The organism is Pararhizobium sp. P1_E7 (assembly GCF_056405855.1).
Genome location: NZ_JBFUBH010000008.1, coordinates 181,116 through 206,273, shown reverse-complemented (window position 1 = coordinate 206,273; position 25,158 = coordinate 181,116). Strand labels below are relative to the sequence as shown.

Sequence of the window (25,158 nt, the reverse complement as noted above, 5' to 3'; positions counted from 1 at the left end):
TCAGAACTTGTCGGAGACCTGGATGCCAGCCGGACCGAGGATGACGGCGATCAAGACCGGCAGGAAGAACAGGATCATCGGGACGGTCAGCTTTGGCGGCAGCGCCGCAGCCTTCTTTTCCGCCTCATTCATGCGCTGGTCGCGGCTTTCCTGGGCAAGCACACGCAGGGCCTGCGCGACCGGCGTGCCATACCGGTCGGCCTGGATCAGGGCCTGCATCACCGATTTGACATCGTCGAGTCCGGTCCGGATGCCGAGATTTTCCAGCGCGGCGCGCCGATCCGGCAGAAACGACAGTTCAGCCGTCGTCAGGACCAGTTCCTCGGCAAGAGGCGCCGACTGTTCGGCGATTTCGTCGGCCACGCGCCGCATCGCGAGTTCCATCGAGACGCCCGATTCCACGCAGATCAACAGCAGGTCGAGCGCATTCGGCCACGCCCTGCGGATCGAGTGCTGGCGCTTGGATACGGCATTGGAAATGAAGATATTCGGCGCGTAGAAACCGAGATAGGCGCTGCAGATGACAGCCAGTACCCGCATCATGAATGGTTTTTCAGCAAGATACCCCAGTACGAAGATATAGAAGGCGCCGACAGCCAGAAAGAGGAAGGGAAGGCAAAAACGAGCCACGAGAAACATGTTCAGCGCGTTTTGCGAACGGTATCCGGCCGACTTCAGGCGGTTGACGGTATTCTCATCGACGAGCGCCTTACGCAGATTCAGCCTCTCGACGAGCTGCCGGACCGACGTGTTGTTCTGAGACCGCAGCGAGGCCTTGCCGCCACTGATCTCGGCGTTGAGCCGCACGCGCTCGCGCGCCCGGATCATTTCCCGCTCCGTCGCAACGGATTTCATCCGTTTTTCCAGATTCCCTCGTTCCAGGAACGGGACAGCCAGGGAGTAGAACGTCGCCAGCACCGCCACCGCCACCAGGAAGGCAACGATAACGTTCGGATTTGTCAGAGTGCTGATCATGCCCTCGCTCATACCGGACCCTTTCCTAGATGTCGAAGTTGATCATGTTGCGCATCACCCAGATGCCGATGCTCATCCATACCGCCGAACACCCCATGATGAAGTGGCCGCGCGGGTCGGTGAACAGGATGCTCATATAGTCCGGCGAGGTTGTATAAACCAGAAACGCAACGATGAATGGCAGTGCGCCAATGATACATGCCGAAGCCTTGGCCTCCATCGACAGCGCCTGAACCTTGGCCTTCATCTTCTTGCGTTCGCGCAGCACCTTGGAGAGGTTGCCAAGCGCCTCGGAGAGATTACCGCCGGCCTGCGCCTGGATGGCGATGACAATGGCGTAGAAATTGACCTCCGGCAGCGGGATGGTGTTGATCATGCGCGCGCAGGCTTCCGGAATATTCAGGCCGATCTGCTGCGCCTCGATGATGCGCTTGAACTCCGTCTTGACCGGTTCCATGCCGTCGCTGGCGATCAGCCGGATGGCATCATTCAGCGGGAGACCCGATTTGATCGAGCGCACCATGATGTCGAGCGCATTCGGAAATTCGTCCAGAAATGCCTTGCAGCGCCGCTTGACCATGAAATTGACGAGCCAGCGCGGGAAGCCGGCGGTGCCGATGAGAAAAATCCCGGCGATGATCGGCAGTTTCATGCCGGCAATCAGCGTCAGGAGACTGATTACGACGCCGAAGACCGCACTGGCGATGTAAAACTGCGAGATCGAGATATTGAAGCCGGCCTGGAGCAGCCTGATCTTCATGCTGGGCTTTGCCTTGGCCGACTTTTCCTGCTGCTTCTTTTCGAGATCCTTCAGCGAATCCTGGACGGATTTCCGCCGTTTCGACATTTCATTCATACGGTCGCGCGCCGCCTTGACCTGAACCCTGTCGGCTTCGGCGAATTTGACCTTGCGGACGCGGCTTTCGGCCTTCTTTTCAGTTTCGATGCGCGTGAACAGAATGCCATAGGCAAGTCCGGCCGTCGAAAGCGCGACGAGACCAACGATCGCCAGAATGGTGATATCTATCCCGAACATGAAGAGCTTCAGTCCTTTTCCATCGCATCGAGCGTCGCAGCCAGCCGCTTGTCCTCATTGAAGTAGCGGGCGCGATCCCAGAAATGCGGGCGGCCGATACCTGTCGATTTGTGCCGGCCGATGATTTTGCCGTTGGCGTCTTCGCCCTCCAAATCGTAGCGCATCAGGTCCTGGGTGATGATCACGTCACCTTCCATGCCGATCACTTCGGTGATGTGGGTAATTCGGCGCGAACCGTCACGCAGACGGGCGGCCTGGATAATGACGTCGATGGAGCCGGCGATAATTTCGCGCACCGTCTTGGCAGGCAGCGTAAAGCCGCCCATGGCGATCATCGATTCCATACGGCTCAGGCATTCGCGCGGCGTGTTGGCGTGGATGGTGCCCATCGAGCCGTCGTGTCCGGTGTTCATCGCCTGCAACAGGTCGAAGACTTCCGGTCCGCGGACTTCGCCGACGATGATGCGTTCAGGCCGCATGCGCAGGCAGTTCTTGATGAGATCGCGCATGGTGATCTCGCCCTCGCCTTCGATATTCGGCGGGCGGGTTTCAAGACGAACCACATGCGGCTGCTGCAGCTGCAGTTCGGCCGTATCCTCGCAGGTAATGACACGCTCTTCCAGATCGATATAGCCGGTCAGGCAGTTCAAAAGCGTGGTCTTGCCAGAACCGGTACCGCCGGAAATGACGACATTGCAACGAACGCGGCCGATGATCTGGAGAAGGACTGCACCCTCCGGCGTGATCGCGCCGAACTTGACCAACTGGTCGAGCTTCAGCTTGTCCTTCTTGAACTTACGAATGGTCAGTGCCGTGCCATCGATGGCGAGCGGCGGGGCGATAACGTTGACGCGGGAACCGTCTGGAAGGCGCGCGTCGCAGATCGGCGAAGACTCGTCGACCCGGCGGCCGACCTGAGAAACGATGCGCTGGCAGATCGACAGGAGCTGGGCATTGTCGCGGAATCGGACTTCGGATTCGATCGTCTTGCCGTTCACTTCGATGAAAGTCTGGCCCGCGCCGTTGACCATGATATCGGCGATATCGTCGCGTGCCAGAAGCGGCTCCAGCGGACCATAGCCGAGAACGTCGTTACAGATATCCTCGAGCAGTTCCTCCTGCTCGGAGATCGACATCGCGAAATTCTTGATCGTGATGATGTCGTTGACGATATCGCGAATTTCCTCGCGCGCGCTCTCATTGTCGAGCTTGGCGAGCTGCGAAAGGTCAATCGTATCGATCAGCGCCGAGAACACCTGGGACTTGGTGTCGTAATAGTCCTCTGTGCGCGCCGCTTTCTTGCGGACCGGCGGAGGAGATGGCGGCGCCCGTGTAACAGGGATGGTTTCGCGAACAGGTTCGGCAAGCACCGGCGCGCTCGGCCGCTCGGCAACTGCCACGGACGCAGCCGGCTGCACGGCGCTGATGGACCCGCCCTTTCCGAAGCCTTCGTTTCCTCGTTTACCAAACATGCGCTCAATCCGGTTTCCGTTTGACAGTCAGTTACTTGCGCCCAAGCATGCCGAGAACTTTGCCAAGGCCGCCCTTCTTGGCTTTCTTGGCTGTTGCCCGGCCGGTCAGCAGATGGGCAAGCTGCGAGAAGGTTTCCGCCGTTGGCGCCTTCTTGTCGATCTCGGCAATCATCCGGCCGCTGTTGGCGGCATTTCCAAACAAAACCACGTCGAATGGAATAATGGCGACCGGCTCGATCTCAAGGGAATCGCAGAAATCGTTCGGCGATATTTCGGGCCGTTTCGGCAATCCGACCTGATTGAGCACCAGATGCGGCATCTTGTCGTTGGGCCTGATCTTCTTTAGTGAATCGAACAGGTTCTTGGCGTTGCGCAGGTTTGCCAGATCGGGCACGGCGGTGACCACGACCTCATCTGCCTCCGCCAGCACCGTGCGGGTCCAGTCCGACCATTGATGCGGCACATCGAGCACGGAAACCGGCGCATTGCGCAACAGGATTTCCATCAGCGGCTGGAAGGCCGTCGCATCGAAGTCATAGGGCCGGTCAAGCATCGACGGTGCGGCAAGCAACGACAGATGCTCGGAGCATTTCGTCAAAAGCCGGTCGAGAAACATTTCGTCCAGACGCTCAGGGGAAAAGACCGCCTCGGAAATACCCTGCGGCGGGTCTTGATCGAAATTGATGTTGGCGGTGCCATAGGGCAGATCGAGATCGGCCAGCACCACTTCGGTGGAAAACAGGTTGGAGATACCCCAGGCGCAGTTGTGCGCGAGCGTCGAAGAACCCACACCTCCCTTTGCGCCGATGAACGCGATGCTACGGCCCAACGGTTCGGCTTCCGGATCGACGAAGATCGCCGCGATGGCGCCAAGCACGTCGGACATGACGACCGGCGCAACAATATATTCGGAGATGCCGTTGCGGATCAGCTCGCGGTAGAGCGGAATATCGTTGTAGCGGCCGATGATGATGACCTTGGTGCTGGGGTCGCAGACGGCTGCAAGCGGTCCCAGTTCCTGCATCAGCAAGCGCGGTTCCGTTGACGTTTCGATGATGATCAGGTTGGGCGTCGGGGTGGTCGCGAACATATTGGCGGCAGCGGCGATCGAACCGCTGTTGATCCTGAAGGTGACCTTGCTCATTCGCCGGTCTTGCCCGCACTTCTCCATCACCCGCTGCAAGGCCTCGGTCTCGCAGAAGGCATGCACGGATATTCGCGGAAGCGGCCGCAGGTGATCGACATCGCTCGGGCGGCCAGCATCGGAAAAGCCATCCGGCTCACCCGACGCGGTCTCAATCTGGTAGTCAATCGTGCTCATTGTGCTATCCCGTCAAACTGCCCGGACATGTCAGTTGATGTTAATCGTGGGACCACCGGGGTCGGTGGCGCCGTCTATGCCGCGATAATCCTTGATGACTTCACCGCGTTGAACAGCATCGATCGGCGACATGGCGCGCGGGCCGAGCAGATCCAGCGGATTGGCAATCTGCGCTGCAAGATTGGCCTGGCTGGCGCAGCCGAAGTTTTCGTAGTTCTTGTTCTCGATCGTGTTGGAGACCAGATCCTTCGGCCAGTTGCCGCACGGCGCTGTCTTTGCGGTAATCGCCGTATAGCTCAGCCGCACCGGCGCTGCGTCGCCATAGGGATCAGCCTGATAACTGACCTCGATCAGCCGGTTGGCCGGGATCCCGGCCCCGACCAGAACGCCGCGAATTTCCTTGCGCAACAACGATGCAGCCTGGGCGTTGGCGGAGCCCCGCGGCAGCAGGATCTGGACCGTACCCGTCGCGGAATTGGTATAGCTTTGTGCGAAGCCGCGGATGACATCGCGTGCGCCCTTCGTCAGGCGCCTGTCGCTCGACCCGACCGGCACATCGATCGCATGTTCGGCTTCGGCAATGACGATCGGATGGCGCGTCCGGTAGTCGTCCGGCAGAGCGCCGGTCGACATACCGTCGCGGTTGGCGCAGCCGGCAAGGCTTGTACCGGCAACCAGCAAGGCGCCAAATGCCAGCAGGCGCGCAAGACGGATCGGGCCCGCAAGGGTGTTTGGCCGCATGATCGTGTGCCTTTTCGTATCGCGGTTCAGAATGATCTTGGTTGTCATGTCCGCTCCCGCCTATTTGTAAATGAAGCCGACATTGCCGTGATACTGCCCGGTGGGGGCGGCCTGACGGTTGCCGTAGATGCGATTGACTTCGCCGAGAAACGCGCTCGACAGGTCGTCGGTCGGATTGAAGTTGTCATCCGGACGCGACAGGTCGCCGCGCGCCACCGGCTGAACCAGGTATGGTGTTGCGATGATGACCAGCTCCGTCTCGTTGCGGACGAAATCCTTCGAGCGGAACAGCGTGCCGAAAATCGGAATTTTCGAAACGCCGGGAAGACCGGACATGGCCTGGCGGATATCGTCCTGGACCAGACCGCCGATCACGATAGAGCCGCCGGAAGGAAGCTCGACGCTGGTGGACGCCTTGCGGCGGCGGATCGACATATAGGTCTGGCCGGGAATGCTGGCCGCGTTGCCGTTGACGACAGAGCCCTCGAACGTCGGCTCGGAAACCTCGGTTGCGATTTCCAGGCTGATGCGCCCCGGCCCCAGAACGACAGGCGTGAAGTCCAGTCCGATACCATATTCGACAGTGTCGACGGTTCGGGTCAGCACGCCCTTGTCGTCCATTTCCTGTTCTGACGGCAGACGATACTCGCCACCGACGGAAAAACTGGCCTTCTTGCCGGAAATCGCCGTAAGGCTCGGCTCCGCCAGCGTGCGCATGACGCCGGCCTGTTCCATCGCGTTGAAATAGCTTGTGAAGCCCATCGAGCCGGAACCGATGGCGCCGCTGATCTGGGAGGCAAATGCATTGACCGCATTGCCGAGGTTTGCAGGATTGCGGAAGGTGATGCCGTTGCCGCTGGTCGAACTCTTGATCGAGCCGCTGAAGCCAAGCTGCTTGAGGACCTGGCGCGAAACCTCGGCCACCGTCACCTTGAGCATCACTTGATCCTCGCCGTCGATTCGGAGGAGATTGACGATTTGCGAAACCTGGCGGCGCTCGGCAAAGATGTCGGCGTCGCCGTTGTTGCCCTGGGCCGTAATATTGCGGGTGGTGGCCTCACCGCCCTTGATAAAGGCCTGTGCAAGCTCCTCGACGCGGGTCGAATCCAGTGGCGTGCGAACCGTGCCGGTCAGAACAATATTGTCCGAAATGATTTCGACCTTGATGTCGGAATCAGGCAGGAAGCGCCTGAGATTGGCCTCGAGGCCGGAAATGTCGCGTTCGATCTCCAGGTCGAGACTGACGATTTCCTCGCCGCCCGGGCCGAAGACGAAAATGTTTGTCTGGCCGACCATCTTGCCGAACAGATAGATGCGGCGCGAGCTTCGTGTCACGGCATCCGCCAGCATCGGGTCGGCAACGAGAATGTCATGCGCGTCGGTGGGCAGATCGACGACGACAGCCTTGTTGAGCCCCAGCTTGATGGTTTTTTTGGCGCCTGGCCCGCTATCGACGATGCGCACCATCGACTGCGAGGCGGCTTCCGCAACGAAAGTCCCGGCCGGCAAGCCCGAAAAAGCCAGGCAAAAGGCCAGTCCGCCTGCGACAGAGCTGCGAAATTTGTTTCCGACCCGCTTCACGTTCCGCTCCCGCTCACTCATCATTTCACTTCACCCATGGATGAGCTGTCATTGCTCTTGACGATAGAGCCCGATTTGATGACTTGAATGGACGGCCGCCCATCGCCGCTTAAGAGATAGTCGGCCCCGATCGTATCCGGCTCCTGCGCGTCGGCGACGCTGCGCAGCACCAGCGACAGGCGCTCGGCCATCTGCTGGGCCACCGTCATGACCTTCGATTGATCCGGCGTCAGCTCCAGTGTGGCGGTCGTTCCAATAACCGACTTGGACCCGTCTTCCTTTTCCTCGACCTGCTGGTCGATGGCGAGCACCCGGACATTGCTGAGAACGGTTTCGGTCAGGAATGTATCTTCATTCTTGCGAACCATGATGACGTCGACGCGATCGTTCGGCAGGATGAACCCGCCGGCACCGGTCGCAACGGTGATATCGGTGGCGACAGCGCGCTTGCCGGCCGGCAGCAGCGACGACATGATCCGGCTCGACGAGTCGGCAATCTTTTCCTGGCGCACCGGTTCGCCATTGAAAATCGGCAGGCGGACGACGACGCCCTGGAGATCCGTCACTGCGTTCGGGCGGACGTCCTCGGTGATCAGGCCGTCCACAACGCCGTCCTTCGGCCAGGAGATCCAGTGCACGGCATCCGGATCAAGCCGCGATCCTACCGGCAGGCTCTTGCTGGCAACCAGAACGTTGACGGTCGGCTCGCGCTCGATCACCGGCTCAGCTGTGCTGACCACGGTCTTGCCGCTGGTCAGCTTGAGTGCCAGGAACCCGGCCAACCCCGCCGATGCGACTGCCACAGCCAGAATAATAACGCGCACCGGTTTCATGATCTTTCCTGCAACCCGAGAATATGCTCGCTGCAGATTGATCAGGAATTGGTGTAATTATAGTTAACGGACCGCTTACATTCATGGTTAACAAATGATTTGCGCCACAAAGGCACATCGGCCGCCTCAGATGTATCGCGGCGCGGACGGTATCGGGTCAGGATGATACGAAGAGATTAATGCAGCTGGGCGAGTGCGGCCATCATCAGCGGGGATGAAGGATAGGCGAGGAAGCCGCCAAGCCCGATGGCAATGCCGTAGGGAATTTTCTTGGCCGTGAACAGCAGATGCGGAACCGGAAGCCCGGATGCGATGATTGTGTTTTCCCGGCTGCGCATCATCAGGATCAGAAGGGTCAGGATACCGCCGATGAACGACACGTAGATGAGAAACGCCATCAATGAGCCGTTGAGGCCGAACCAGACGGCGCTCGCTGTCAAAAGCTTGGCATCGCCGCCGCCCATGATATTCATTGCAAACAGCGCAAAGCACACGGCAAAGACGATAAGCCCGGCGGCCAGATGCATGCCGATCACCGGCAGGCTGAGGCCAGCGAGAGGGGCAACAAGAACGAACGCGCCCAACAGGATGGCCGGTACCCGATTCGGGATCGTCATTGTGAGTAGATCGGAGATGGCGGCAACGGCCAGGCAGAGCGGCACGATTACAAAAATAATAGCTTGTGCCATCTCGCTCTCCAAATTGCTGATTTCAGTCTACGCAATTGCATTTAAAAAATGTTGAAGCACGCAGCAAAGAAACGCTTCACACGACCGAAATAGAAAAAGCCGCTTCCACGGGGAGCGGCTTTCTCAAAATCAAACCGTGTGGCGTGTTATTAATTCGCCGCGGCCAGCTTGTTCTTCAGCTCGGTGAAAGTCGTGTTCAGCTCTGTGCCGAGCACGGTTGCGCCGCTGATCAGGGCGACGGAGATGAGGGCTGCGATCAGGCCGTATTCGATTGCGGTCGCGCCGGACTCATCCTTCATGAAACGTGCGAAAATCTTGGTCATGGTATCTCTCCTACTTCACTTGTTGTTCAGCACTTCCGCCAACTGTTTCCGTTGATCGGATAACCAGACCCTACAGAGCGTGAATTTCAATTCGCTTAAGGAAAAGAGTTACCGGTACGTTAACAAATCCAGCTGGTTTTCATGGTAAAAACGCCGACAACGCAAAGTATAAAATGCCATTATTTTTCGGGCGCCCCGATGCCCATGACGAACACATGGCATGAGGAACACCTTTAAGCGTTGCCGATAGCAGTGATTTAACGCTTCATTCACCAAAGCAGAGGATGCTTGGGATACTCGCGTCATCAGGAAACAGCCATGAATTTGCTAAATACAGCCATCGGCGCCCGGTCGCTGACCACGGTCCTCGCGATTCTGGCTCTCTTCAGCGCCTTCTTGGCACCGCCCACAATTGCCGCCGACGGCATGCTGAACGTTTTCATGAACCAGGCCCGCGTGCTCAAGCTCGACCGGCCGGTCAGCAAGGTCATCATCGGCAATTCTGACGTCGCCGATGCCACTGTGGCCGATGCCAAAACAATCGTTCTTACCGGGCGCTCCTTCGGCACCACGAACCTTGTGATTATCGATGCCGACGGCAACGCCATCGTTGACGAGCGAATTCTGGTCTCGATCGATGAAGGAAACACCGTGCGTGTCTTTCGCCAGACTGTCCGTTCCGTGCTCTCCTGCACACCCAATTGCGAAGAGCACGCAACGCAAAAGACGACTGTCGCAAACTGAGGAGCGGCGTTATCTAAGGGCGCCCGCAGAGACTGAGAGCGCAGGAAACGACGGCATAAGAATTCGTATGGAGGGGCAAAATCTTGCCGCCAATCCTTATCATGCGGTAAGTGTTTCCATTCAAATTATTCTCGTTCTTGCATACGAAATATCAACAGTCGCCGCCTAATATGCCTCATCGTATGGCGGAATGGCGAAATGTTGAACAATCCTGATGGAAATGCTGCGGCCGGTAACGGCCCTCAGCAAAAGAAACGCAACCGCGGTCTGCTGCGGCGTTTGCTCAAAGACAGATCCGGCACATCGGCGATCGAATTTGCTGTTCTCGCCTTGCCCTTCATGATGGTCATCTTCGCCTCGCTCGAGACATTCATGGCATTCACGGCCGAACAGCTTCTCGCCAACGCCACGGAGACGATGGCCCGCAAAGTGCGAACCGGCGAGATAACCTCGACCACCACCCGGGAAGAATTCCGTCGGGCCTTCTGTACCGAGATTTCGGTTATCATGACCTGCTCGGCGACCGAGGCTAAAACACCGTCGAAACTGTTTATCGACGTGCGCAGCTTTGCGGACTTCTCCAAAATCCCGAACACTATTCCGCGGATAAATGGCGATCTCGACACCAGCGGCTTCCAGTTCGCGCCGGGCGGACCGACGACGGTTACCATCGTGCGCGCCTACTATCGCTGGGAAGTCATCACCGATCTCGTGCGCCCCTACATCACCAATTTGCGCCCCGCCGGAACCAGCATGCCGAACGACTATCTGATGGTCGCAACGGCCGCCTTCCGCACTGAAAGCTATTGAGGAGCAGGCTATGAAGGCCATGCGTTATCATGGGGCATTGCTCCGCTGGAAACTGGGCGCTTTCAGCGCTTTTTGGCGTGACCGGAAGGGAACGGGCGCAATCGAGTTCGCGATCATCGCCCCATTGCTGATCGTGGCCTATATCGGTTGCTTCGAAATCTCGGTCGGCTTCAACGTCAGCCGAAAAGTCTCCCGCGCCTCAAGTACTGTCGCTGACGTGCTGACGCAGATGCCGAACGTCGATAAAGCCACTCTCGAGGGCATGAAGGCCGTCGCCATGAGCGTCATGTCGCCGTTTGAAATGGCCACATACACGCTGAAAATGACCGGCATCAAGATGACCGCCCCCGGCGTCGGCGTCGTGACATGGTCCTATGACCAGAGTGGCACCGCACCCTACAAGGCCGGTTCGGTCGTCACGATGCCAAGCGACATTTCCGCCATAAACACCTTCATCGTGCGCTCAGAACTGGTGGTTCCACACGATATACTGCTGTTTGCACCGGGGGTCGCCAAAAACACGCTGAATACCGTCAATATTTCCAAGACTTCCTATTTCCGCCAGCGCGTCGGCACCGAAATAAAATGCAGCGATTGTCCAGCCTGATCGAAATCTGACAACAACCTGGCATTTGCAATCTGGTCCGCCCCGGAGTATTTCTGCGCGCTTTCACCTCGGCCGCTTGAATGGCGCGAGATGACGAGCAACATTTGTTCTGCTGCAAGCGGCCTGCATATCGCGGGCTTGGCTCCGGCAGCATCCCGGGTGGTCCATGGCGCGTGCCTTTCTGTTCGTTCTTGATTCCTTCGGCATCGGCGGGGCGCCCGACGCGGCCGCGTTCGGCGACGATGGCGCCGATACGCTCGGCCATATCGCCGAATTCTGCGCAGCCGGCGCTGGTGACCGGGAGGGCTTGCGCCAAGGACCGCTGACGCTTCCCAACATGTCGGCGCTCGGCCTGCTGCACGCTGCAAAACTCGCCAACCGGCGCCTGCCCGCCGGCATGCCGCTGCCGGAGCGGGTCTTTGGGCTATACGGGGCGGCAAGCGAAGTCTCGCGCGGCAAGGACACGCCATCCGGCCATTGGGAAATCGCAGGTACGCCCGTCACCTTCGAGTGGGGCTATTTCCCGGTGGAAGGCGATGCCTTCCCGGCGGAACTGGTCGAAGCGATCTGCCGTGAAGGCAACGTCCCAGGCATTCTCGGCAATTGCCATGCCTCGGGCACCGACATCATCGCCCAATATGGCGAAGAGCACATGCGCACCGGCAAGCCGATCTGCTACACGTCCTCGGATTCCGTTTTCCAAATCGCCGCGCACGAACATTCCTTCGGCCTTGAGCGCCTGCTTGCTTTTTGCCAGACGGTGCGGCGCCTGCTCGATGACTACAATATCGGCCGCGTCATCGCCCGGCCCTTCGTCGGCACCACCCCGAAGGACTTCGTCCGCACCGGCAACCGCCGCGACTATTCCGTTTTGCCGCCGGAACCGACGCTTCTCGACAGGCTGACCGAAGCGGGCCGCACGGTTCACGCCGTCGGCAAGATCGCAGATATCTTCGCGCATCAGGGTATCGGCCGGATGATCAAGGCGAACGGCAATATGGAGCTGTTCGAGGCGACGCTGAAAGCCATGGACGAGGCCGAGGACGGCGATCTGGTCTTCACCAATTTCGTCGATTTCGACATGCTCTACGGCCATCGCCGCGACGTGCCGGGCTATGCGGCGGCACTGGAGGCCTTCGACCAGCGGCTTCCCGATCTGGACCGCAAGCTGAAACCCGGCGACATCGTCATCCTGACGGCCGACCATGGGTGCGACCCGACCTGGCGCGGCACCGACCATACGCGCGAACGCGTACCGATCCTCGTCTTCGGACCAGATATCCGCACCCGCTCGATCGGCGTCCTGTCAAGCTTTGCCGGGATCGGCGAAACGATTGCCAAGCATCTGGGCCTTGTACCGGGCCTCCACGGGAGAAGTTTTCTGTGACCGCATATCTGAAGAAGGCCGAGCTGCACTGCCATATCGAAGGTGCCGCCCAACCGGCGCTCGCCCTGCTGCTGGCGCAAAAATACAATGTCGATATCAGCGGAATCATCAGGGACGGGGCCTATCTCTGGGCGGACTTCACCCAGTTCCTGAGATGCTACGACGCCGTGGCCGAGCTTTTTCGCACGGAAGAGGACTACGCGCTTCTGGCCGAGACCTATCTGACGGAACTCGCAGCCGCAGGCACCATCTACAGCGAGATCATCGTTTCCCCCGACCACGGCAATACGATCGGCATCGGCAGCGACGCCTATATCCGCGGGCTTTCCGCCGGCATCGAGGCTGCCAGGGAAAAGACCGGCATCGAAGGCCGGATGATCATCACCATCATCCGGCACATGGGTCCGGAAGCGGCGGAGCGTACAGCCCTCTATGCCGCCAGGCGCGAACACCCGCTGGTCACCGGCTTCAATCTCGCCGGCGATGAACGCATGCACACGGTCGCAGATTTCAGGCGCGCATTCGATATCGCCCGCGATAGCGGCCTTGGCTTGACCATCCATGCCGGCGAGATGGCCGGAGCCATAAGCGTGCGCGATGCGCTCGATCATGTGCGCCCGTCGCGCATCAGCCATGGCGTGCGCGCCATCGAGGATGCCGGCCTCGTCAAGCGGATCGCCGACGAGGGTGTCGTGCTCGAAACCTGCCCAGGCTCCAATGTGTCGCTGCAGGTCTTTCCAGACTTTGCCTCGCATCCCTTGCGGGCTCTCTATGAAGCCGGATGCCGGGTGACGCTCAACTCTGACGACCCGCCGTTCTTTCACACCTCGCTTAGCCAAGAATACGAAATCGCCTCGCAGGTGATGGGTTTTTCCGACGACGAGATCAACGGCATGACCCGCATCGCGATCGAGGCCGCCTTTGTCGATGAGTCGACGCGCGCACGCTTGCTCGCCGCCCTTTGATCCGCGAGGACTGGGGATGATGCAGTAAAGCGCCGTTCGGGCCTTGCGGCCTCTCGCCTTTCCATGAAAAAAGGAATTTAAATTCCATATTCCGCAGGAGGGCTTGGCCATGGACGGCGTTACAGTCATCAATCACCCGCTTGTTCAGCACAAACTGACCATCATGCGCAAAAAGGAGACCTCGACCGCAGGTTTCCGCCGGCTCTTGCGCGAAATCTCCACCCTGCTCTGCTACGAAGTCACCCGCGACCTCGAGCTGACGATGGAAACCATCGAAACACCGATGCAGACCATCCAGGCGCCGGTGCTCGAAGGCAAGAAGCTGGTGTTCGCCTCCATCCTGCGCGCCGGCAACGGCCTGCTCGAAGGCATGCTCGAACTCGTGCCCTCCGCCCGCGTCTCGCATGTCGGCGTCTACCGCGACCATGAAACGCTGGAAGCGGTCGAGTATTACTTCAAGGCGCCGGAAGCCATGTCCGAACGTCTCGTCATCGTCGTGGACCCCATGCTGGCGACCGGCAATTCCTCGATTGCCGCCATCGACAAGCTGAAGGAGCGCGGCGCGAAGAACCTGCGCTTCCTCTGCCTGCTGGCTGCCCCCGAAGGCATCAGGAACTTTCAGGCCGCGCATCCGGATGTACCGATCTTCACCGCTTCGATCGATAGCCACCTCAACGAGCAGGGCTATATCGTACCGGGTCTCGGCGATGCCGGCGACCGGATGTACGGCACGAAGTAACGCTTTCCTGTTCAAGCCGCCGATTTCGTGCATCCTCGATAGGCAGCCAACCGAACAGAATCTTGCCAATTCCTTAACCAGATTCGCAACTCGACACAGAGCCGCCGGAAAATCCGGCGGCTTTTTGCCTCCTGTTAGCGGCCTTCATGCTTAGCTGCGTAGCGTTTTTGTGTTGCGGGGTGTGATCCAATGCTGGTTCGTATGGCTGTGTTTGCCGGAGGCATCGTTGGCGCCGCGATGGTGCTGCCGGGCCTTGCCACGTCCTATCTTGACCGTCCGCAGACTAATCAGACTGCAGCCAGTCCTGCCCAGAGCAGCCCGGCGAAATATACCGGCGGCAAGGGCGTCATCATGCAGCCTGGTCCCGGCGGGCATTTCTTCGGGACCTTCACCATCAACGGCCGCAAGGCAGATGGCCTGGTCGATACAGGCGCCAGCGTGGTTGCCATCAACATTTCGACGGCGCGGAGGCTGGGCGTCGCCACAGGATCGTTGTCCTTCGACGCCAAGGTCAATACTGCCAACGGCATCGTCAAGGCCGCAGTTGTCATGCTGGATCGCGTCGAGATCGGCACGATTTCGGTCAAGAACGTCGAGGCCATGGTGTTGCCCGACAAATCGCTGTCGGGCATGCTGGTCGGCATGAGTTTCCTCAACAAGCTCTCGTCCTACCGGGTCGAGAACGGTGCATTGCACCTTACCCGGTGATTTTCGAAACAATCACCGGCCGCTCAGACACCGCGTCTTCTCCGATCGTATAGATACCTTGCAGCCGTGTGCGTGCCTTGAACGCCTGATCTTCACCGGCGGCATGGACGAACGCAAAGGGTTCGCCCTTTTCGACCCTGCTTCCAAGCGGTTTCAGGCCGCTGAAGCCGACACGGTGATCAATCACCTCGTCCGGCCTTGTGCGGCCGCCGCCGAGCGCAATGACCTCCATCCCGACATCGCGGGCATTGCAGGCCTGAAGATAACCGTCAGTCGGCGCTTCGACGGGGAGAATAACCGGCGCCTTTACAAGGTTCGGCCGATCGACGAAATCGGCGGGGCCGCCAAGCAAGTGGACCATACGGCCAAACCGGTCCAGGGCTGCACCACTGTCGAGCGCGCCGCGGGCAAGCTCGGCACCCTCCGTGGCACTGTCTGCAACGCCCGACGACATCAGCATTTCGGCAGCAAAGGCCATCACCACGGCTTCCAGGCGGGTTCCGGCTTTTTCTCCACGCAGAAAGGCGATGCAGTTTTCGATCTCGACGGCATTGCCGGCCGCATCGGCCAGCGGCTCGTTCATGTCGGTGATCAACGCTGTCGTCTTCACGCCGGCACCATTGGCGACGCCGGTCAGCGAGCGGGCCAGTGTCTCGGCTTCCTCCAGTCCGACCATGAAGGCACCGGTACCGATCTTGACGTCGAGCACCAGCGACTGCAGGCCGGCGGCGAGTTTCTTCGACAGGATGGAGGCGGTGATCAACGGTACGGAATCGACCGTCGCCGTCACATCGCGAATGGCATAAAGCCGCCGGTCGGCAGGCGCGAGATCGGCAGTCTGACCGATGATGGCGCAGCCGGCCTCCTGAACGGTCCGGCGAAACAGCGCTTCGGATGGCTTGATATCATAGCCCGGAATCGATTCCAGCTTGTCGAGCGTGCCTCCCGTATGGCCAAGCCCCCGGCCGGAAATCATCGGCACGGCAAGCCCGCAGGCCGCCACGATCGGCGCCAGCATCAGCGAGACATTGTCGCCGACGCCGCCGGTCGAATGCTTGTCGGCAACGGGATGGCCGATATCGTCCCAGGACAGCACGGCGCCGCTATCGCGCATGGCAAGGGTCAGCGCCACCGTTTCATCGAGGTCCATGCCGGAAAACCAGACGGCCATGGCGAAGGCTGCCACCTGCCCCTCGGAGATCGATCCGTCGGTCAAGCCACGGATGAAACCGGCGATATCCGCTGCCCCCAGCGCTTCGCCGTTTCGCTTTCGCCGGATCACCTCCTGCGGGATCATGATCAGTAGGCCGTCGCGCCGGCCACAGGCTCGCGGCCGTCGAGCACCGAGAGAATATCGCCGAGCAGGCTGGAAGCACCGAAGCGGAATGTCGAGGGCATTGGCCAGTCCGGGCTGTGGATCGTGGCGGCCAGATTGAGATAGAGGCGGGCGTCGCCAATCGTGCGAACCCCACCGGCCGGCTTGAAGCCGACCTTCCGGCCGCTTTCACGGATGCAGGTCAGCATGATATCGGCCGCCTCCAGCGTCGCATTGACCGCGACCTTGCCCGTCGATGTCTTGATGAAATCGGCGCCCTCCTGAATGGCGATGTGGGAAGCGTTGCGGATCAGGCCGCGATCCTTCAACTCTCCGGTTTCAAGAATGGTCTTGAGCACGACAGGCGCCGGGCAAGCCTGCCGCACGGCTGATATCATCGTGCGGACAGCCTGCTCGTCGCCGGCCATGAAGGCGCGGTAAGGAATGACCAGATCGATTTCATCGGCACCGTCGGCAATCGCCTCAAGCGTCTCGGCGACGACGGTTTCCACCGGCAGGTCACCGGAGGGAAAATTGACCACAGTCGCAATCTTGACTGCGCTGTTTAGCCCAAGGATTGCGCGCGCCTGAGCGACGAAACGTGGCCAGATGCAGATCGCGGCCGTATGCCCGTGCGGGGTGCGCGCAGCGGCGCAAAGCGTTTCAATCGCCTCCGGCGTGCAGTCGTCCGTCAGGTCTGTAAGGTCCAGCAATGACAGCGCAAGTGCTGCTATCTGACGATTGGAAGCTTCGAGCATCATGGGGTCCGTCCATTTCTACAACACGATCAATCGTGAGCGGAGCTGCGGCCGGTCACGAACGGTTGTTCTATACGCTTGAGACGATCGCGCAAACCCGTTTTGCGCGCGGTCAAAGGCCCGAAATGCCGATCGAACCTATGCCGAAATCATTTCCGCAAGAATTGAAGCCAGCCGCCGGCCACCGATGGGCGCCATGTCCTTGGTCTCGTGATGGCTGAGTTCGCCACCCGTCATGCCCGCGCCGAAATTGGTGATGACGGAGGCGGCCGCGACCTTCAGGCCGAAGAACCGCGCGAGAATGACTTCCGGCACCGTCGACATGCCAACAGCATCGGCGCCGAGAATGCGAGCCATGCGGATTTCGGCAGGCGTTTCGAAATTCGGGCCGGAAAACCACATGTAAACGCCGGAACCGAGCGGGATATCCAGCTTGATCGCGGCGGCGCGCATGCGCTCAGTCAGTTCCGGATCATAGGCCGATGTCAGGCCGACAAAGCGATCGTCGCTATCGACGCCGATCAGCGGACTGGTGCCGGAGAAATTGATATGGTCGGTGATCTGCATCACCGAGCCCGGCGGCAGGTCCTGGCGCAACGAACCTGCGGAGTTGGTGAGTATAAGCGTCTCGACGCCCAGCGCCTTCAGCGTTTCTATCGGCGTGCGCATCGCATTGGCATCACCGCGTTCGTAGAAATGCACCCGGCCGGACAGAACGATGACCGCAACACCGCCAATCTTGCCGGCGACCAGTTCGCCGGCATGGCCGGACACGGCGCTGACCGGAAAGCCGGGAATATCCGCATAGGAAATCCGCACCGGATCGGCCACGGCATCGACCAGCGAGCCGAGACCCGAGCCGAGCACGATGCCGTAGCGCGGCGACAGGCCCGCCAGCTTCGCCTTGAGCATATCGGCAGCTGCGGTCATCCGAGGATCTCTGTTTCGAAGGAGTGCGGCAACAGGTCGGAAAGGGCCAGCGTCTTCTTCACGCCGGTCTCGTCGCAAAGATAGATGCGGGTGCTGGCGCCGGAGAATTCGGCAAGGCGCTGACGGCAGCCACCGCAGGGCGGGCAGAGCGCCAGTTTCTCGGCAATGACGGCGACTTCGACGATCTTGCGCTGGCCGGCCATCACCATGTGGCTGATCGCCGTCGTTTCGGCGCACCAGCCCTCCGGAAAGGACAGGTTCTCGATATTGGCGCCGGTATAGATCTTGCCGTCCTCGGCGCGGATGGCGGCACCGACCGGAAACTTGGAATAGGGCGCATGCGCTTTCGCCATCGCCTCGCGTGCCGCCTCGAAAAGTTCGTTTTCCATGGTCAGCGCTCCTTCACATAGGGTATGCCGCCTGCCTTGGGCGGGATGGCCTTGCCGATGAAGCCGGCAAGCAGGATGACCGTGAGGATATAGGGCAGCGCCTGCATCAATTGTACCGGCACCTGACCGATCAGCGGCAACGGATTGCCCTGCAGCCGGATCGACAATGCATCGAGGAAGCCGAACAGGAGGCATGCCAGCATGATGTTCAGCGGGCGCCATTTGGCGAAGATCAGCGCAGCAAGCGCGATATAGCCCTTGCCGGCGGTCATGCCCTTGACGAACCCGGCGCTCATCGCAAGCGAAAGATAGGCCCCGGCAAAGCCGCAGAGAATGCCGCAGCAGATGACGGCACGGTACCGCAGCCAGATCACCGAAATCCCGGCGGTATCGACGGCGCCCGGATTTTCCCCGACGGCGCGAAGGCGAAGGCCGAAGCGGGTGCGATAGAGAATCCACCAGCTGAACGGCACCAGTGCGAAGGCGACATAGGTGAGGATGAAATGACCGGACAGCAGGTCCGAATAGACCGGTCCGAAAAACGGCACGTCCTTCACCGCATCGGCAAAGGGCAAGGTCACCGTCTGGAAGCGGGCATCGCCGGACAGCGCCGGTGTGCGGCCGCCCTGACGGAACCAGGCTTCGCCGAGAATGACGGTGGAGCCGGCAACGATGAAGTTGATGGCGACGCCGGAGACGATCTGGCTGCCGCGCTGGGTGATCGAGGCATAGCCGTGAACCAGCGATAGCAACACGGAGATGAGGATGGCGGCCAGAAGCCCCATTATTACCGAGCCAGTGACGGCAGCGGCGGCGCCAGCGGCAAAGGCAGCGCCGAGCATCTTGCCTTCAAGGCCGATGTCGAACACCCCTGCACGCTCGGTGAACAGGCCCGCGAGCGCTGCAAAGATCAGCGGAACGGAGACGCGAATGGTCGATTCGAGGATCGCGATGATCGTGTGGAAAAAATCCATGGCTCAGGCTCCCCTTGTCTGCGCGGCGGCAACGGAGCGGCGGCCGATTCTTGCAAATGCGTGGCCGATGGCCGGGCGGAACATGTTTTCGAGCGCGCCTGCAAAAAGAATGACCAGGCCCTGGATGATGACGATCATGTCACGCGAGATGGCCGGCATTTCGAATGCGATCTCGGCACCGCCCTGATAGAGCATGCCGAACAGAACCGCCGCCGGAATGATACCGGCCGGATGCGAGCGGCCCATCAGCGCCACAGCGATGCCGACGAAACCGGCGCCCTGCACGAAATCCAGCTGCATGCGGTATTGCTCGCCCATGATCGGGTTCAGCGCCATCATGCCGGCCAGACCGCCGGAAATCATCATCACGATAACCGTAATCCGCGCTTCGCCGATGCCGGCATAACGCGCGGCCGAGGGGCTGTGGCCCATGGTCCGCATCTCATAGCCGAGCTTGGTGCGCCAGATCAGCACCCAGACGCAGAACGCCGCAAGGAGAGCCAAGAGGAAGGAGACGTTGAATGGCGAATTGCCGAGGTTGAGGCCGAAGATCGACATCAGCCAGTCAAGCTTGGGGAGTTGGCCGCCCGCCTCAAAGGTGCGGGTCTGCGGCGCCATCTGGCCCAGCGGCTTCAGCACCCTGGTCAGAAGATAGACCATCAGGCTGGACGCGATGAAATTGAACATGATCGTGGTGATGACCACATGGCTGCCGCGCTTGGCCTGCAGCCAGCCCGGCAGGAACGCCCACAGCGCGCCAAACGCCGCCGAACCGATGATCGCCAGCGGAAAGACCACGAACCAGGGCATGGTCTTGTCGAGCCAGAGGCAGGCGAGCGCCACGCCGATGCCGCCGATATAGGCCTGACCTTCGCTGCCGATGTTGAACAGGCCGGCATGGAAGGCAACGGCAACCGAAAGCCCGGTAAAGATGAAGGTCGTGGCATAATACAGCGTAAAGCCGATATATTCGCCGCGGCCGAAGGCGCCGTTGATCATGTGATAGGCGGCTTTCAGCGGATTTTCGCCGACCAGCAGCACGACGAGCCCGGCCACCAGGAAGGCGACGATCAGATTGACCAGCGGGATCAGGCCGTATTCGGCCCAGGCCGGCAGTTTTGCGTATGGATTGCTCATTCGGCGGCCTCCTTGCGGCCTTCGACACCGGCCATCAACAGGCCGAGTTCCCCTTCGGTCGCATCCGGGTCCCGCTCGCCGACGACACGGCCGGCAAACATGACGATGATACGGTCGGATAGGGCACGGATTTCATCGAGTTCGACGGAGACGAGCAGGACAGCCTTGCCCTGATCCCGCATCTCGATGATCCGCTTATGGATGAATTCGATGGCGCCGACATCGACGCCGCGCGTCGGCTGGCCGATAATCAAGACGTCAGGCCCGCGCTCCATCTCCCGCGCCAGCACAATCTTCTGCTGGTTGCCACCGGAAAAATTGGCGGTCTTCAGCCGCGGGCTAGGCGGCCTGATATCGTATTTCTTGATCTTTTCCTCGGCATCCGCCTGGATCGCCTTGGTATTCAGGAAAACGCCGTTGAGATAACGCTTGTCGTGGTGATAGCCGAGGATACCGTTCTCGGCCTCTTCAAACTTCAGCACGAGGCCGACATGGTGCCGGTCTTCCGGCACGTGTGCGAGGCCCCTGTCGCGCAGTTCGCGCGGATCGACATGCGCGGTGACGTCGATCGGCTGGCCATTGAGCAGGACCTTGCCGCCAACCGCCTTGCGGATGCCGGAGATCGCTTCCAAGAGTTCGGACTGGCCGTTGCCAGCCACGCCCGCAATGCCGACGATTTCGCCGGCACGCAGGTTGAAGGAGACATTGTCGACCATGGTCACGCCGCGACCGTCGCGCACTGTCAGGTTTTCGACCGCGAGCTTGACGTCACCCGGATTGGCGGCACCCTTTTCGACCCGCAAGAGCACGCGGCGGCCGACCATCAGTTCGGCCAATTCCTCGACCGAGGTTTCCCTGGTGTTGCGCGTCGCCACCATTTCGCCGCGGCGCATGACGGAGACCTCGTCGGTGATCGCCATGATCTCGCGCAGCTTGTGGGTGATGAAGATGATCGTCTTTCCCTGGTCCTTCAGCTGACCGAGGATGCGGAACAGGTGATCGGCCTCCGGTGGCGTCAGCACGCCCGTCGGCTCATCGAGAATGAGGATATCGGCCTTGCGGTAGAGGGCCTTGAGGATTTCGACACGCTGCTGCAGGCCGACCGGCAGTTCCTCGATCAGCGCATCCGGATTGACCTCCAGCGCATATTCCTTTTCCAGCCGCTTCAACTCGACGCGCGCCTTGGAAATGCTGGTATTGAGGATCTGGCTGTCTTCGGCCCCGAGCATGACGTTTTCGAGAACGGTGAAATTCTCGACCAGCATGAAATGCTGGTGCACCATGCCGATGCCGCTTGCGATCGCCGCATTCGGATCCTTGATCGTCACCGTCTTGCCGTCGATGACGATATCGCCTCTGTCGGCCTGGTAGAAGCCGTAGAGGATGGACATCAGCGTCGATTTACCGGCGCCATTTTCACCGATAATGCCGTGGATGGTGCCCTTGCGGACGGTCAGGTTGATATTCTTGTTGGCGTGCACAAGGCCGAAGCTCTTGTCGATGCCACGCAGCTCGATGGCAATATCGCTCATATTGACCCATGTTCCCCAAGTCGGCCCGGTTTTCTCCGCTTTGACAGCGGTAGCCCGGGCATCGATTTTTTTACCAGTTGGTATAAGTTTAGCATCGAATCCCGGACAGGTAAGTCAAAAAATCGAAAGCCCGTCTACTCTTCCCAGTTCAATCGGGAGAGTCCAGCGCGATTTACGCACTTCCAGACGAAAGGCAATATTGCCGTACCGCCAGGCTTTATCGATCATGTGGATATGATACGGAATGGCCTGGAACACGAACGGCTGGCCTAAGGAAAAACCATGAGCAATGACAGCGAACGTATCACCCGGCTTGAGGAGACGATCGCGCATCAGGCGAAAACGATCGAGGAACTGTCCGACCAGTTGACGCAACAATGGACGGTGGTCGAGCAGGTCCGGGCCAAGCTCGACCGGCTGACCGAGCGCTTCCTCAGCCTCGAGGAGCAGAGCCTCGAAGCGCCCGCAAATACCCGCCCACCGCATTATTGAGCCGGCTTGAATCGCCCAAGAAGACTCCTCCTGCTTGTGCGGAGGGTCTTTAGTCTCCGACCGAACGAAAAGCCGCCGATCCCGGGGACCGGCGGCTTCCTTCATTCAATGACTTGAGTTCAATAGGGGCAGGCTTCGTCCGACATGTAGTCGTGGACCTGAACCGTGCCGGCAATGATGTCGGCCTTGGCCTTGTCGACGGCAGCCAGCATTTCCGGTGTGATCAGCGCCTTGTTGTTGTCGTCGAGCGCGAAGCCGACGCCATCTTCCTTGAGGCCGAGATTGGAAATACCGAACTCGAACTTGTCGTTCTTTGCAGCCGAGAAAGCTTCGTAGACAGCAACGTCGACGCGCTTCAGCATCGAGGTCAGAACCTTACCCGGCTGAAGGGCGTTCTGGTTGGAATCGACGCCGATGCCGAGCTTGCCGGCGTCAGCTGCAGCCTGCAACACGCCAACGCCGGTACCGCCGGCCGCGTGATAGACGACGTCGGAACCCTGGTCGATCTGCGACTTGGCGATTTCGCCGCCCTTGACCGGATCGTTCCAGGCGTCCGGGGTCGTACCGGTATAGGCCTCAAGAACCTTGACGTCGGCACCGGTGGACTTGGCGCCACCGATGTAGCCACAGGCAAACTTGTGGATCAGCGGAACATCCATGCCGCCGACGAAGCTGACGGTCTTCGACTTGGACGCGAGACCGGCGAGAACGCCGACGAGATAGGAGCCTTCCTGTTCCTTGAAGACGATCGACTTGACGTTCGGCTTGTCGACGACCATGTCGATGATGGCGAATTTCGTGTCCGGATATTCAGCCGACAGCTTTTCGAGCGGCGGCGCCCAGTTGAAGCCGACAACCACGATCGGGTTGTTGCCGTCGCCGGCGAAGCGGCGCAGCGCCTGTTCGCGCTGGGCGTCGTTGCTGATTTCGAACTCGCGGTATTCAACGCCGGTTTCGGTCTTGAACTTTTCCGCGCCGTTGAAGGCTGCTTCGTTGAAGGATTTGTCGAACTTGCCGCCGAGATCGAAAATGAGCGCCGGCTTGACGTCGGCGGCGAGCGCCGTGGCGGACATCATCGAAAAGGCGAAGAGACCAAGGAGGGTTTTTTTCATTGTGCAGCCCTGTTGTTGCTATTGATCTTGTTGGGTCCTCCCGCAAGCTCCTCTTTCGGGAGCATGTCTGCGGAACCACCACTCCCTTTTTTGAGGGTATGTCTGGCTGGTGCACATCCTTGCATGCCTCCAGCTAAAATTCACCCAAAATTTTTCAATTGGTAAAAAAAGGTAAATAGCCCAAAAAACCGGCAAAATCATCAGATTGACCGGTAAAAACAAGGTCATTATTTGCCACGGATGACGTCAGGAACATGACTGTCTTGCATTTCGCCGGCACAGGCTCGTTCGCCGGCACAGGTTCGGCGGCGCCTGTGCTCAGGCCGAGAACCGGCCGGCGGCGGGCGGGCGCTTGTAACCGATCACCCAAAGGACCAGCGCGATCAGCAGGAAGAATGCAAAAGCCGGCTGCTGCAGCGACCACCGGATCACCGGATCCAGAAAAGCACCATTCACGTGCGGCCGTTCCAGGCTTTGCACGAGCGACTGCGTCGAGGATCCGCCGGCCGCAAGTGCGACCGCCAAGGGCGTCAGGACCGGGCGGGATGCCGAAACCGACTGGATGGCATCGACGGATGCCACAAGAATACCGATGACCAGCGCCAGAAAACTCGCAAACCGCAGCAAAAACCGCATTCCGCCTCCACCACGCGTCCGCTTTCGTCCCGGCCGGACTGTGTTTTGCCGGGTAGACCAAGCAATAAGCATAGGCCCGGACGAGTGCAATCCCACCTTTTCACAGGCGCGGATCGCAAGAAGTCAAAAAACTGTCAGAAATCAGTTGATCCCACCGAGTTCATCGGTATATATCGCGCCGGTCCGCTGGTTTTCGCCCGCGGCCAACCCGGTTTGGCGCAGCCGAACGGGGTTTCAGGAGAAAGCAAGCGCTTGTCTCTGATCCACCGGACCCAACCGCCGGTGCGATTGACAAAACGGACAGGTGGCCGAGTGGTTGAAGGCGCACGCCTGGAAAGTGTGTATACGTGAGAGCGTATCGCGGGTTCGAATCCCGCTCTGTCCGCCATTTCCAATCCTCCATATTTCCTAGCGGCGGCCTGCGCGTCTTGGCATTTGTAAACTGCCCCCCGGACGGCGAGGCGGTTCGCATCAAGTTCAGCTTTCCGCAAGCCTGCGCCTGCGGTAAACCATCAGGGCAAGCGACAGTCTGTCTTTAGCGCGAATTTCCAGCGCGGCCACCGCCAAGGAGAAATGAGCATGACTTATATTGCATCCCCCAAACGTCCCATCGGTCATCCGGAACGTGCGCTCGACTGCGAAGAAGCGCTGCAAGTGGCACTCGAGCACTTGTCGATCCAGGAATCCCTGACGGAAGAGGACGTCGAGGCAAAGCTTGTTGAAGGCGGCCTGGCAGCAGGATGGGAAGAGGCGGAACTGAAGATAGCGATCGCTGACCTGCGCCGGAATGCGGCATTGGGATTGCAGGGCCTGCCGGAATAGGCCCGCGGCTGCTTGATCCGTCCGCTGGTGCCCGGCCAGCCGCCTGACGCGCTTCGGCAAGACCCCATCTATGGTCAGCCTTGGTTGTGTGTTCGTTGATTGCAAAAGGTTGCGTGCGAGCGCAGCAAAA

Annotated in this window: 27 protein-coding genes and 1 tRNA gene; 10 read left to right on the top strand and 18 right to left on the bottom strand. The window is 59.9% G+C overall.

Annotated features, from left to right (window positions below; all coding sequences use genetic code 11):
- The 9 genes from AC1D17_RS12160 to AC1D17_RS12120 form a co-directional block, all read right to left on the bottom strand.
- On the bottom strand, positions 1 to 987 hold the full coding sequence (locus AC1D17_RS12160; RefSeq protein WP_477565655.1) for a type II secretion system F family protein: 987 nt from the start codon (positions 985 to 987) through the stop codon (positions 1 to 3).
- A 13-nt stretch (positions 988 to 1,000) separates the two neighbouring features.
- Complete coding sequence (locus AC1D17_RS12155) at positions 1,001 to 2,011, bottom strand: type II secretion system F family protein (protein ID WP_477565654.1); 1,011 nt, start codon at positions 2,009 to 2,011, stop codon at positions 1,001 to 1,003.
- 8 nt (positions 2,012 to 2,019) lie between these two features.
- Complete coding sequence (locus tag AC1D17_RS12150; RefSeq protein WP_477565653.1) at positions 2,020 to 3,483, bottom strand: CpaF family protein; 1,464 nt, start codon at positions 3,481 to 3,483, stop codon at positions 2,020 to 2,022.
- Positions 3,484 to 3,514: 31 nt separating this feature from the next.
- Entirely contained in the window at positions 3,515 to 4,804 is a 1,290-nt protein-coding gene (locus tag AC1D17_RS12145) for a CpaE/TadZ family protein (protein WP_477565652.1), read from the bottom strand.
- A gap of 30 nt (positions 4,805 to 4,834) precedes the next feature.
- Complete coding sequence (locus AC1D17_RS12140) at positions 4,835 to 5,593, bottom strand: CpaD family pilus assembly protein (RefSeq protein WP_477565651.1); 759 nt, start codon at positions 5,591 to 5,593, stop codon at positions 4,835 to 4,837.
- Between the two features lie 12 nt (positions 5,594 to 5,605).
- Entirely contained in the window at positions 5,606 to 7,126 is a 1,521-nt protein-coding gene (locus AC1D17_RS12135) for a type II and III secretion system protein family protein (protein WP_477565650.1), read from the bottom strand.
- A 20-nt stretch (positions 7,127 to 7,146) separates the two neighbouring features.
- Positions 7,147 to 7,959 carry a Flp pilus assembly protein CpaB gene (gene cpaB / locus AC1D17_RS12130; protein WP_477565649.1) on the bottom strand — a complete coding sequence of 271 codons (813 nt, stop codon included), beginning with the start codon at positions 7,957 to 7,959 and terminating at the stop codon, positions 7,147 to 7,149.
- Positions 7,960 to 8,135: 176 nt separating this feature from the next.
- Positions 8,136 to 8,648, bottom strand: coding sequence for an A24 family peptidase (locus AC1D17_RS12125; RefSeq protein ID WP_477565648.1), 513 nt, complete (start codon positions 8,646 to 8,648; stop codon positions 8,136 to 8,138).
- 149 nt (positions 8,649 to 8,797) lie between these two features.
- Positions 8,798 to 8,971: a Flp family type IVb pilin gene (locus tag AC1D17_RS12120; RefSeq protein ID WP_477565647.1), complete on the bottom strand. Its 174-nt coding sequence runs from the start codon at positions 8,969 to 8,971 to the stop codon at positions 8,798 to 8,800.
- Between the two features lie 318 nt (positions 8,972 to 9,289).
- Here AC1D17_RS12120 and AC1D17_RS12115 point away from each other — a divergent pair, with 318 nt between their 5' ends.
- The 7 genes from AC1D17_RS12115 (at position 9,290) to AC1D17_RS12085 (ending at position 14,931) form a co-directional block, all read left to right on the top strand.
- The gene (locus AC1D17_RS12115) at positions 9,290 to 9,715 is read left to right on the top strand and encodes a pilus assembly protein N-terminal domain-containing protein (RefSeq protein WP_477565646.1); all 426 of its coding nucleotides are present in this window, start codon (positions 9,290 to 9,292) and stop codon (positions 9,713 to 9,715) included.
- Between the two features lie 198 nt (positions 9,716 to 9,913).
- On the top strand, positions 9,914 to 10,525 hold the full coding sequence (locus tag AC1D17_RS12110; protein WP_477565645.1) for a TadE/TadG family type IV pilus assembly protein: 612 nt from the start codon (positions 9,914 to 9,916) through the stop codon (positions 10,523 to 10,525).
- Positions 10,526 to 10,544: 19 nt separating this feature from the next.
- Entirely contained in the window at positions 10,545 to 11,132 is a 588-nt protein-coding gene (locus AC1D17_RS12105; RefSeq protein ID WP_477565671.1) for a TadE/TadG family type IV pilus assembly protein, read from the top strand.
- Between the two features lie 166 nt (positions 11,133 to 11,298).
- Positions 11,299 to 12,519, top strand: a complete 1,221-nt coding sequence (locus AC1D17_RS12100; protein WP_477565644.1) for a phosphopentomutase — start codon at positions 11,299 to 11,301, stop codon at positions 12,517 to 12,519.
- A complete protein-coding gene (locus AC1D17_RS12095) occupies positions 12,516 to 13,484 on the top strand; it encodes an adenosine deaminase (RefSeq protein ID WP_477565643.1) in 969 nt (322 codons plus the stop codon). The genes AC1D17_RS12100 and AC1D17_RS12095 overlap by 4 nt, the downstream gene beginning before the upstream one ends.
- Positions 13,485 to 13,593: 109 nt before the next feature.
- Positions 13,594 to 14,223, top strand: coding sequence for a uracil phosphoribosyltransferase (upp, locus tag AC1D17_RS12090; protein ID WP_264220907.1), 630 nt, complete (start codon positions 13,594 to 13,596; stop codon positions 14,221 to 14,223).
- 189 nt (positions 14,224 to 14,412) lie between these two features.
- Complete coding sequence (locus AC1D17_RS12085) at positions 14,413 to 14,931, top strand: TIGR02281 family clan AA aspartic protease (RefSeq protein WP_477565642.1); 519 nt, start codon at positions 14,413 to 14,415, stop codon at positions 14,929 to 14,931.
- On the opposite strand, the gene deoA is transcribed toward AC1D17_RS12085, so the two are convergent.
- From deoA to AC1D17_RS12050, 7 genes are all read right to left on the bottom strand, one after another.
- Positions 14,921 to 16,234: a thymidine phosphorylase gene (gene deoA / locus AC1D17_RS12080; protein ID WP_477565670.1), complete on the bottom strand. Its 1,314-nt coding sequence runs from the start codon at positions 16,232 to 16,234 to the stop codon at positions 14,921 to 14,923. The genes AC1D17_RS12085 and deoA overlap by 11 nt on opposite strands.
- The gene (gene deoC, locus AC1D17_RS12075; RefSeq protein ID WP_477565669.1) at positions 16,231 to 17,004 is read right to left on the bottom strand and encodes a deoxyribose-phosphate aldolase; all 774 of its coding nucleotides are present in this window, start codon (positions 17,002 to 17,004) and stop codon (positions 16,231 to 16,233) included. Before deoC ends, deoA begins: the two co-directional genes overlap by 4 nt.
- A gap of 138 nt (positions 17,005 to 17,142) precedes the next feature.
- Positions 17,143 to 17,934 carry a purine-nucleoside phosphorylase gene (locus AC1D17_RS12070; RefSeq protein WP_477565641.1) on the bottom strand — a complete coding sequence of 264 codons (792 nt, stop codon included), beginning with the start codon at positions 17,932 to 17,934 and terminating at the stop codon, positions 17,143 to 17,145.
- Positions 17,931 to 18,323 carry a cytidine deaminase gene (locus tag AC1D17_RS12065; RefSeq protein WP_113562880.1) on the bottom strand — a complete coding sequence of 131 codons (393 nt, stop codon included), beginning with the start codon at positions 18,321 to 18,323 and terminating at the stop codon, positions 17,931 to 17,933. Before AC1D17_RS12065 ends, AC1D17_RS12070 begins: the two co-directional genes overlap by 4 nt.
- Before the next feature lie 2 nt (positions 18,324 to 18,325).
- A complete protein-coding gene (locus AC1D17_RS12060) occupies positions 18,326 to 19,297 on the bottom strand; it encodes an ABC transporter permease (RefSeq protein WP_477565640.1) in 972 nt (323 codons plus the stop codon).
- A gap of 3 nt (positions 19,298 to 19,300) precedes the next feature.
- Complete coding sequence (locus AC1D17_RS12055) at positions 19,301 to 20,434, bottom strand: ABC transporter permease (RefSeq protein WP_477565639.1); 1,134 nt, start codon at positions 20,432 to 20,434, stop codon at positions 19,301 to 19,303.
- Positions 20,431 to 21,966, bottom strand: coding sequence for an ABC transporter ATP-binding protein (locus AC1D17_RS12050; RefSeq protein WP_477565638.1), 1,536 nt, complete (start codon positions 21,964 to 21,966; stop codon positions 20,431 to 20,433). Before AC1D17_RS12050 ends, AC1D17_RS12055 begins: the two co-directional genes overlap by 4 nt.
- A 282-nt stretch (positions 21,967 to 22,248) precedes the next feature.
- On the opposite strand from AC1D17_RS12050, the gene AC1D17_RS12045 reads away from it, so the two are divergent.
- Complete coding sequence (locus tag AC1D17_RS12045) at positions 22,249 to 22,458, top strand: SlyX family protein (RefSeq protein WP_264220914.1); 210 nt, start codon at positions 22,249 to 22,251, stop codon at positions 22,456 to 22,458.
- Positions 22,459 to 22,577: 119 nt separating this feature from the next.
- On the opposite strand, the gene AC1D17_RS12040 is transcribed toward AC1D17_RS12045, so the two are convergent.
- Together AC1D17_RS12040 and AC1D17_RS12035 are read right to left on the bottom strand one after the other, a co-directional pair.
- On the bottom strand, positions 22,578 to 23,570 hold the full coding sequence (locus AC1D17_RS12040; RefSeq protein ID WP_477565637.1) for a BMP family lipoprotein: 993 nt from the start codon (positions 23,568 to 23,570) through the stop codon (positions 22,578 to 22,580).
- Between the two features lie 318 nt (positions 23,571 to 23,888).
- Positions 23,889 to 24,206: a hypothetical protein gene (locus tag AC1D17_RS12035; protein WP_477565636.1), complete on the bottom strand. Its 318-nt coding sequence runs from the start codon at positions 24,204 to 24,206 to the stop codon at positions 23,889 to 23,891.
- Between the two features lie 298 nt (positions 24,207 to 24,504).
- Here AC1D17_RS12035 and AC1D17_RS12030 point away from each other — a divergent pair.
- Positions 24,505 to 24,594: transfer RNA gene (locus AC1D17_RS12030), tRNA-Ser, on the top strand.
- A 191-nt stretch (positions 24,595 to 24,785) separates the two neighbouring features.
- Positions 24,786 to 25,028: a hypothetical protein gene (locus tag AC1D17_RS12025; RefSeq protein ID WP_477565635.1), complete on the top strand. Its 243-nt coding sequence runs from the start codon at positions 24,786 to 24,788 to the stop codon at positions 25,026 to 25,028.
- Positions 25,029 to 25,158 lie beyond the last annotated feature (130 nt).

Excerpts from the sequence above, each read along its gene's own strand:
- AC1D17_RS12160 (WP_477565655.1), bottom strand. The coding sequence starts at position 987 with ATGAGCGAGGGCATGATCAGCACTCTGACAAATCCGAACGTTATCGTT.
- AC1D17_RS12155 (WP_477565654.1), bottom strand. The coding sequence starts at position 2,011 with ATGTTCGGGATAGATATCACCATTCTGGCGATCGTTGGTCTCGTCGCG.
- AC1D17_RS12150 (WP_477565653.1), bottom strand. The coding sequence starts at position 3,483 with ATGTTTGGTAAACGAGGAAACGAAGGCTTCGGAAAGGGCGGGTCCATC.
- AC1D17_RS12145 (WP_477565652.1), bottom strand. The coding sequence starts at position 4,804 with ATGAGCACGATTGACTACCAGATTGAGACCGCGTCGGGTGAGCCGGAT.
- AC1D17_RS12140 (WP_477565651.1), bottom strand. The coding sequence starts at position 5,593 with ATGACAACCAAGATCATTCTGAACCGCGATACGAAAAGGCACACGATC.
- cpaB (WP_477565649.1), bottom strand. The coding sequence starts at position 7,959 with ATGAAACCGGTGCGCGTTATTATTCTGGCTGTGGCAGTCGCATCGGCG.
- AC1D17_RS12125 (WP_477565648.1), bottom strand. The coding sequence starts at position 8,648 with ATGGCACAAGCTATTATTTTTGTAATCGTGCCGCTCTGCCTGGCCGTT.
- AC1D17_RS12120 (WP_477565647.1), bottom strand. The coding sequence starts at position 8,971 with ATGACCAAGATTTTCGCACGTTTCATGAAGGATGAGTCCGGCGCGACC.
- AC1D17_RS12115 (WP_477565646.1), top strand. The coding sequence starts at position 9,290 with ATGAATTTGCTAAATACAGCCATCGGCGCCCGGTCGCTGACCACGGTC.
- AC1D17_RS12110 (WP_477565645.1), top strand. The coding sequence starts at position 9,914 with ATGTTGAACAATCCTGATGGAAATGCTGCGGCCGGTAACGGCCCTCAG.
- AC1D17_RS12105 (WP_477565671.1), top strand. The coding sequence starts at position 10,545 with ATGCGTTATCATGGGGCATTGCTCCGCTGGAAACTGGGCGCTTTCAGC.
- AC1D17_RS12100 (WP_477565644.1), top strand. The coding sequence starts at position 11,299 with ATGGCGCGTGCCTTTCTGTTCGTTCTTGATTCCTTCGGCATCGGCGGG.
- upp (WP_264220907.1), top strand. The coding sequence starts at position 13,594 with ATGGACGGCGTTACAGTCATCAATCACCCGCTTGTTCAGCACAAACTG.
- AC1D17_RS12085 (WP_477565642.1), top strand. The coding sequence starts at position 14,413 with ATGCTGGTTCGTATGGCTGTGTTTGCCGGAGGCATCGTTGGCGCCGCG.
- deoC (WP_477565669.1), bottom strand. The coding sequence starts at position 17,004 with ATGCTCGAAGCTTCCAATCGTCAGATAGCAGCACTTGCGCTGTCATTG.
- AC1D17_RS12070 (WP_477565641.1), bottom strand. The coding sequence starts at position 17,934 with ATGACCGCAGCTGCCGATATGCTCAAGGCGAAGCTGGCGGGCCTGTCG.
- AC1D17_RS12065 (WP_113562880.1), bottom strand. The coding sequence starts at position 18,323 with ATGGAAAACGAACTTTTCGAGGCGGCACGCGAGGCGATGGCGAAAGCG.
- AC1D17_RS12060 (WP_477565640.1), bottom strand. The coding sequence starts at position 19,297 with ATGGATTTTTTCCACACGATCATCGCGATCCTCGAATCGACCATTCGC.
- AC1D17_RS12055 (WP_477565639.1), bottom strand. The coding sequence starts at position 20,434 with ATGAGCAATCCATACGCAAAACTGCCGGCCTGGGCCGAATACGGCCTG.
- AC1D17_RS12050 (WP_477565638.1), bottom strand. The coding sequence starts at position 21,966 with ATGAGCGATATTGCCATCGAGCTGCGTGGCATCGACAAGAGCTTCGGC.
- AC1D17_RS12045 (WP_264220914.1), top strand. The coding sequence starts at position 22,249 with ATGAGCAATGACAGCGAACGTATCACCCGGCTTGAGGAGACGATCGCG.
- AC1D17_RS12040 (WP_477565637.1), bottom strand. The coding sequence starts at position 23,570 with ATGAAAAAAACCCTCCTTGGTCTCTTCGCCTTTTCGATGATGTCCGCC.
- AC1D17_RS12035 (WP_477565636.1), bottom strand. The coding sequence starts at position 24,206 with ATGCGGTTTTTGCTGCGGTTTGCGAGTTTTCTGGCGCTGGTCATCGGT.
- AC1D17_RS12025 (WP_477565635.1), top strand. The coding sequence starts at position 24,786 with ATGACTTATATTGCATCCCCCAAACGTCCCATCGGTCATCCGGAACGT.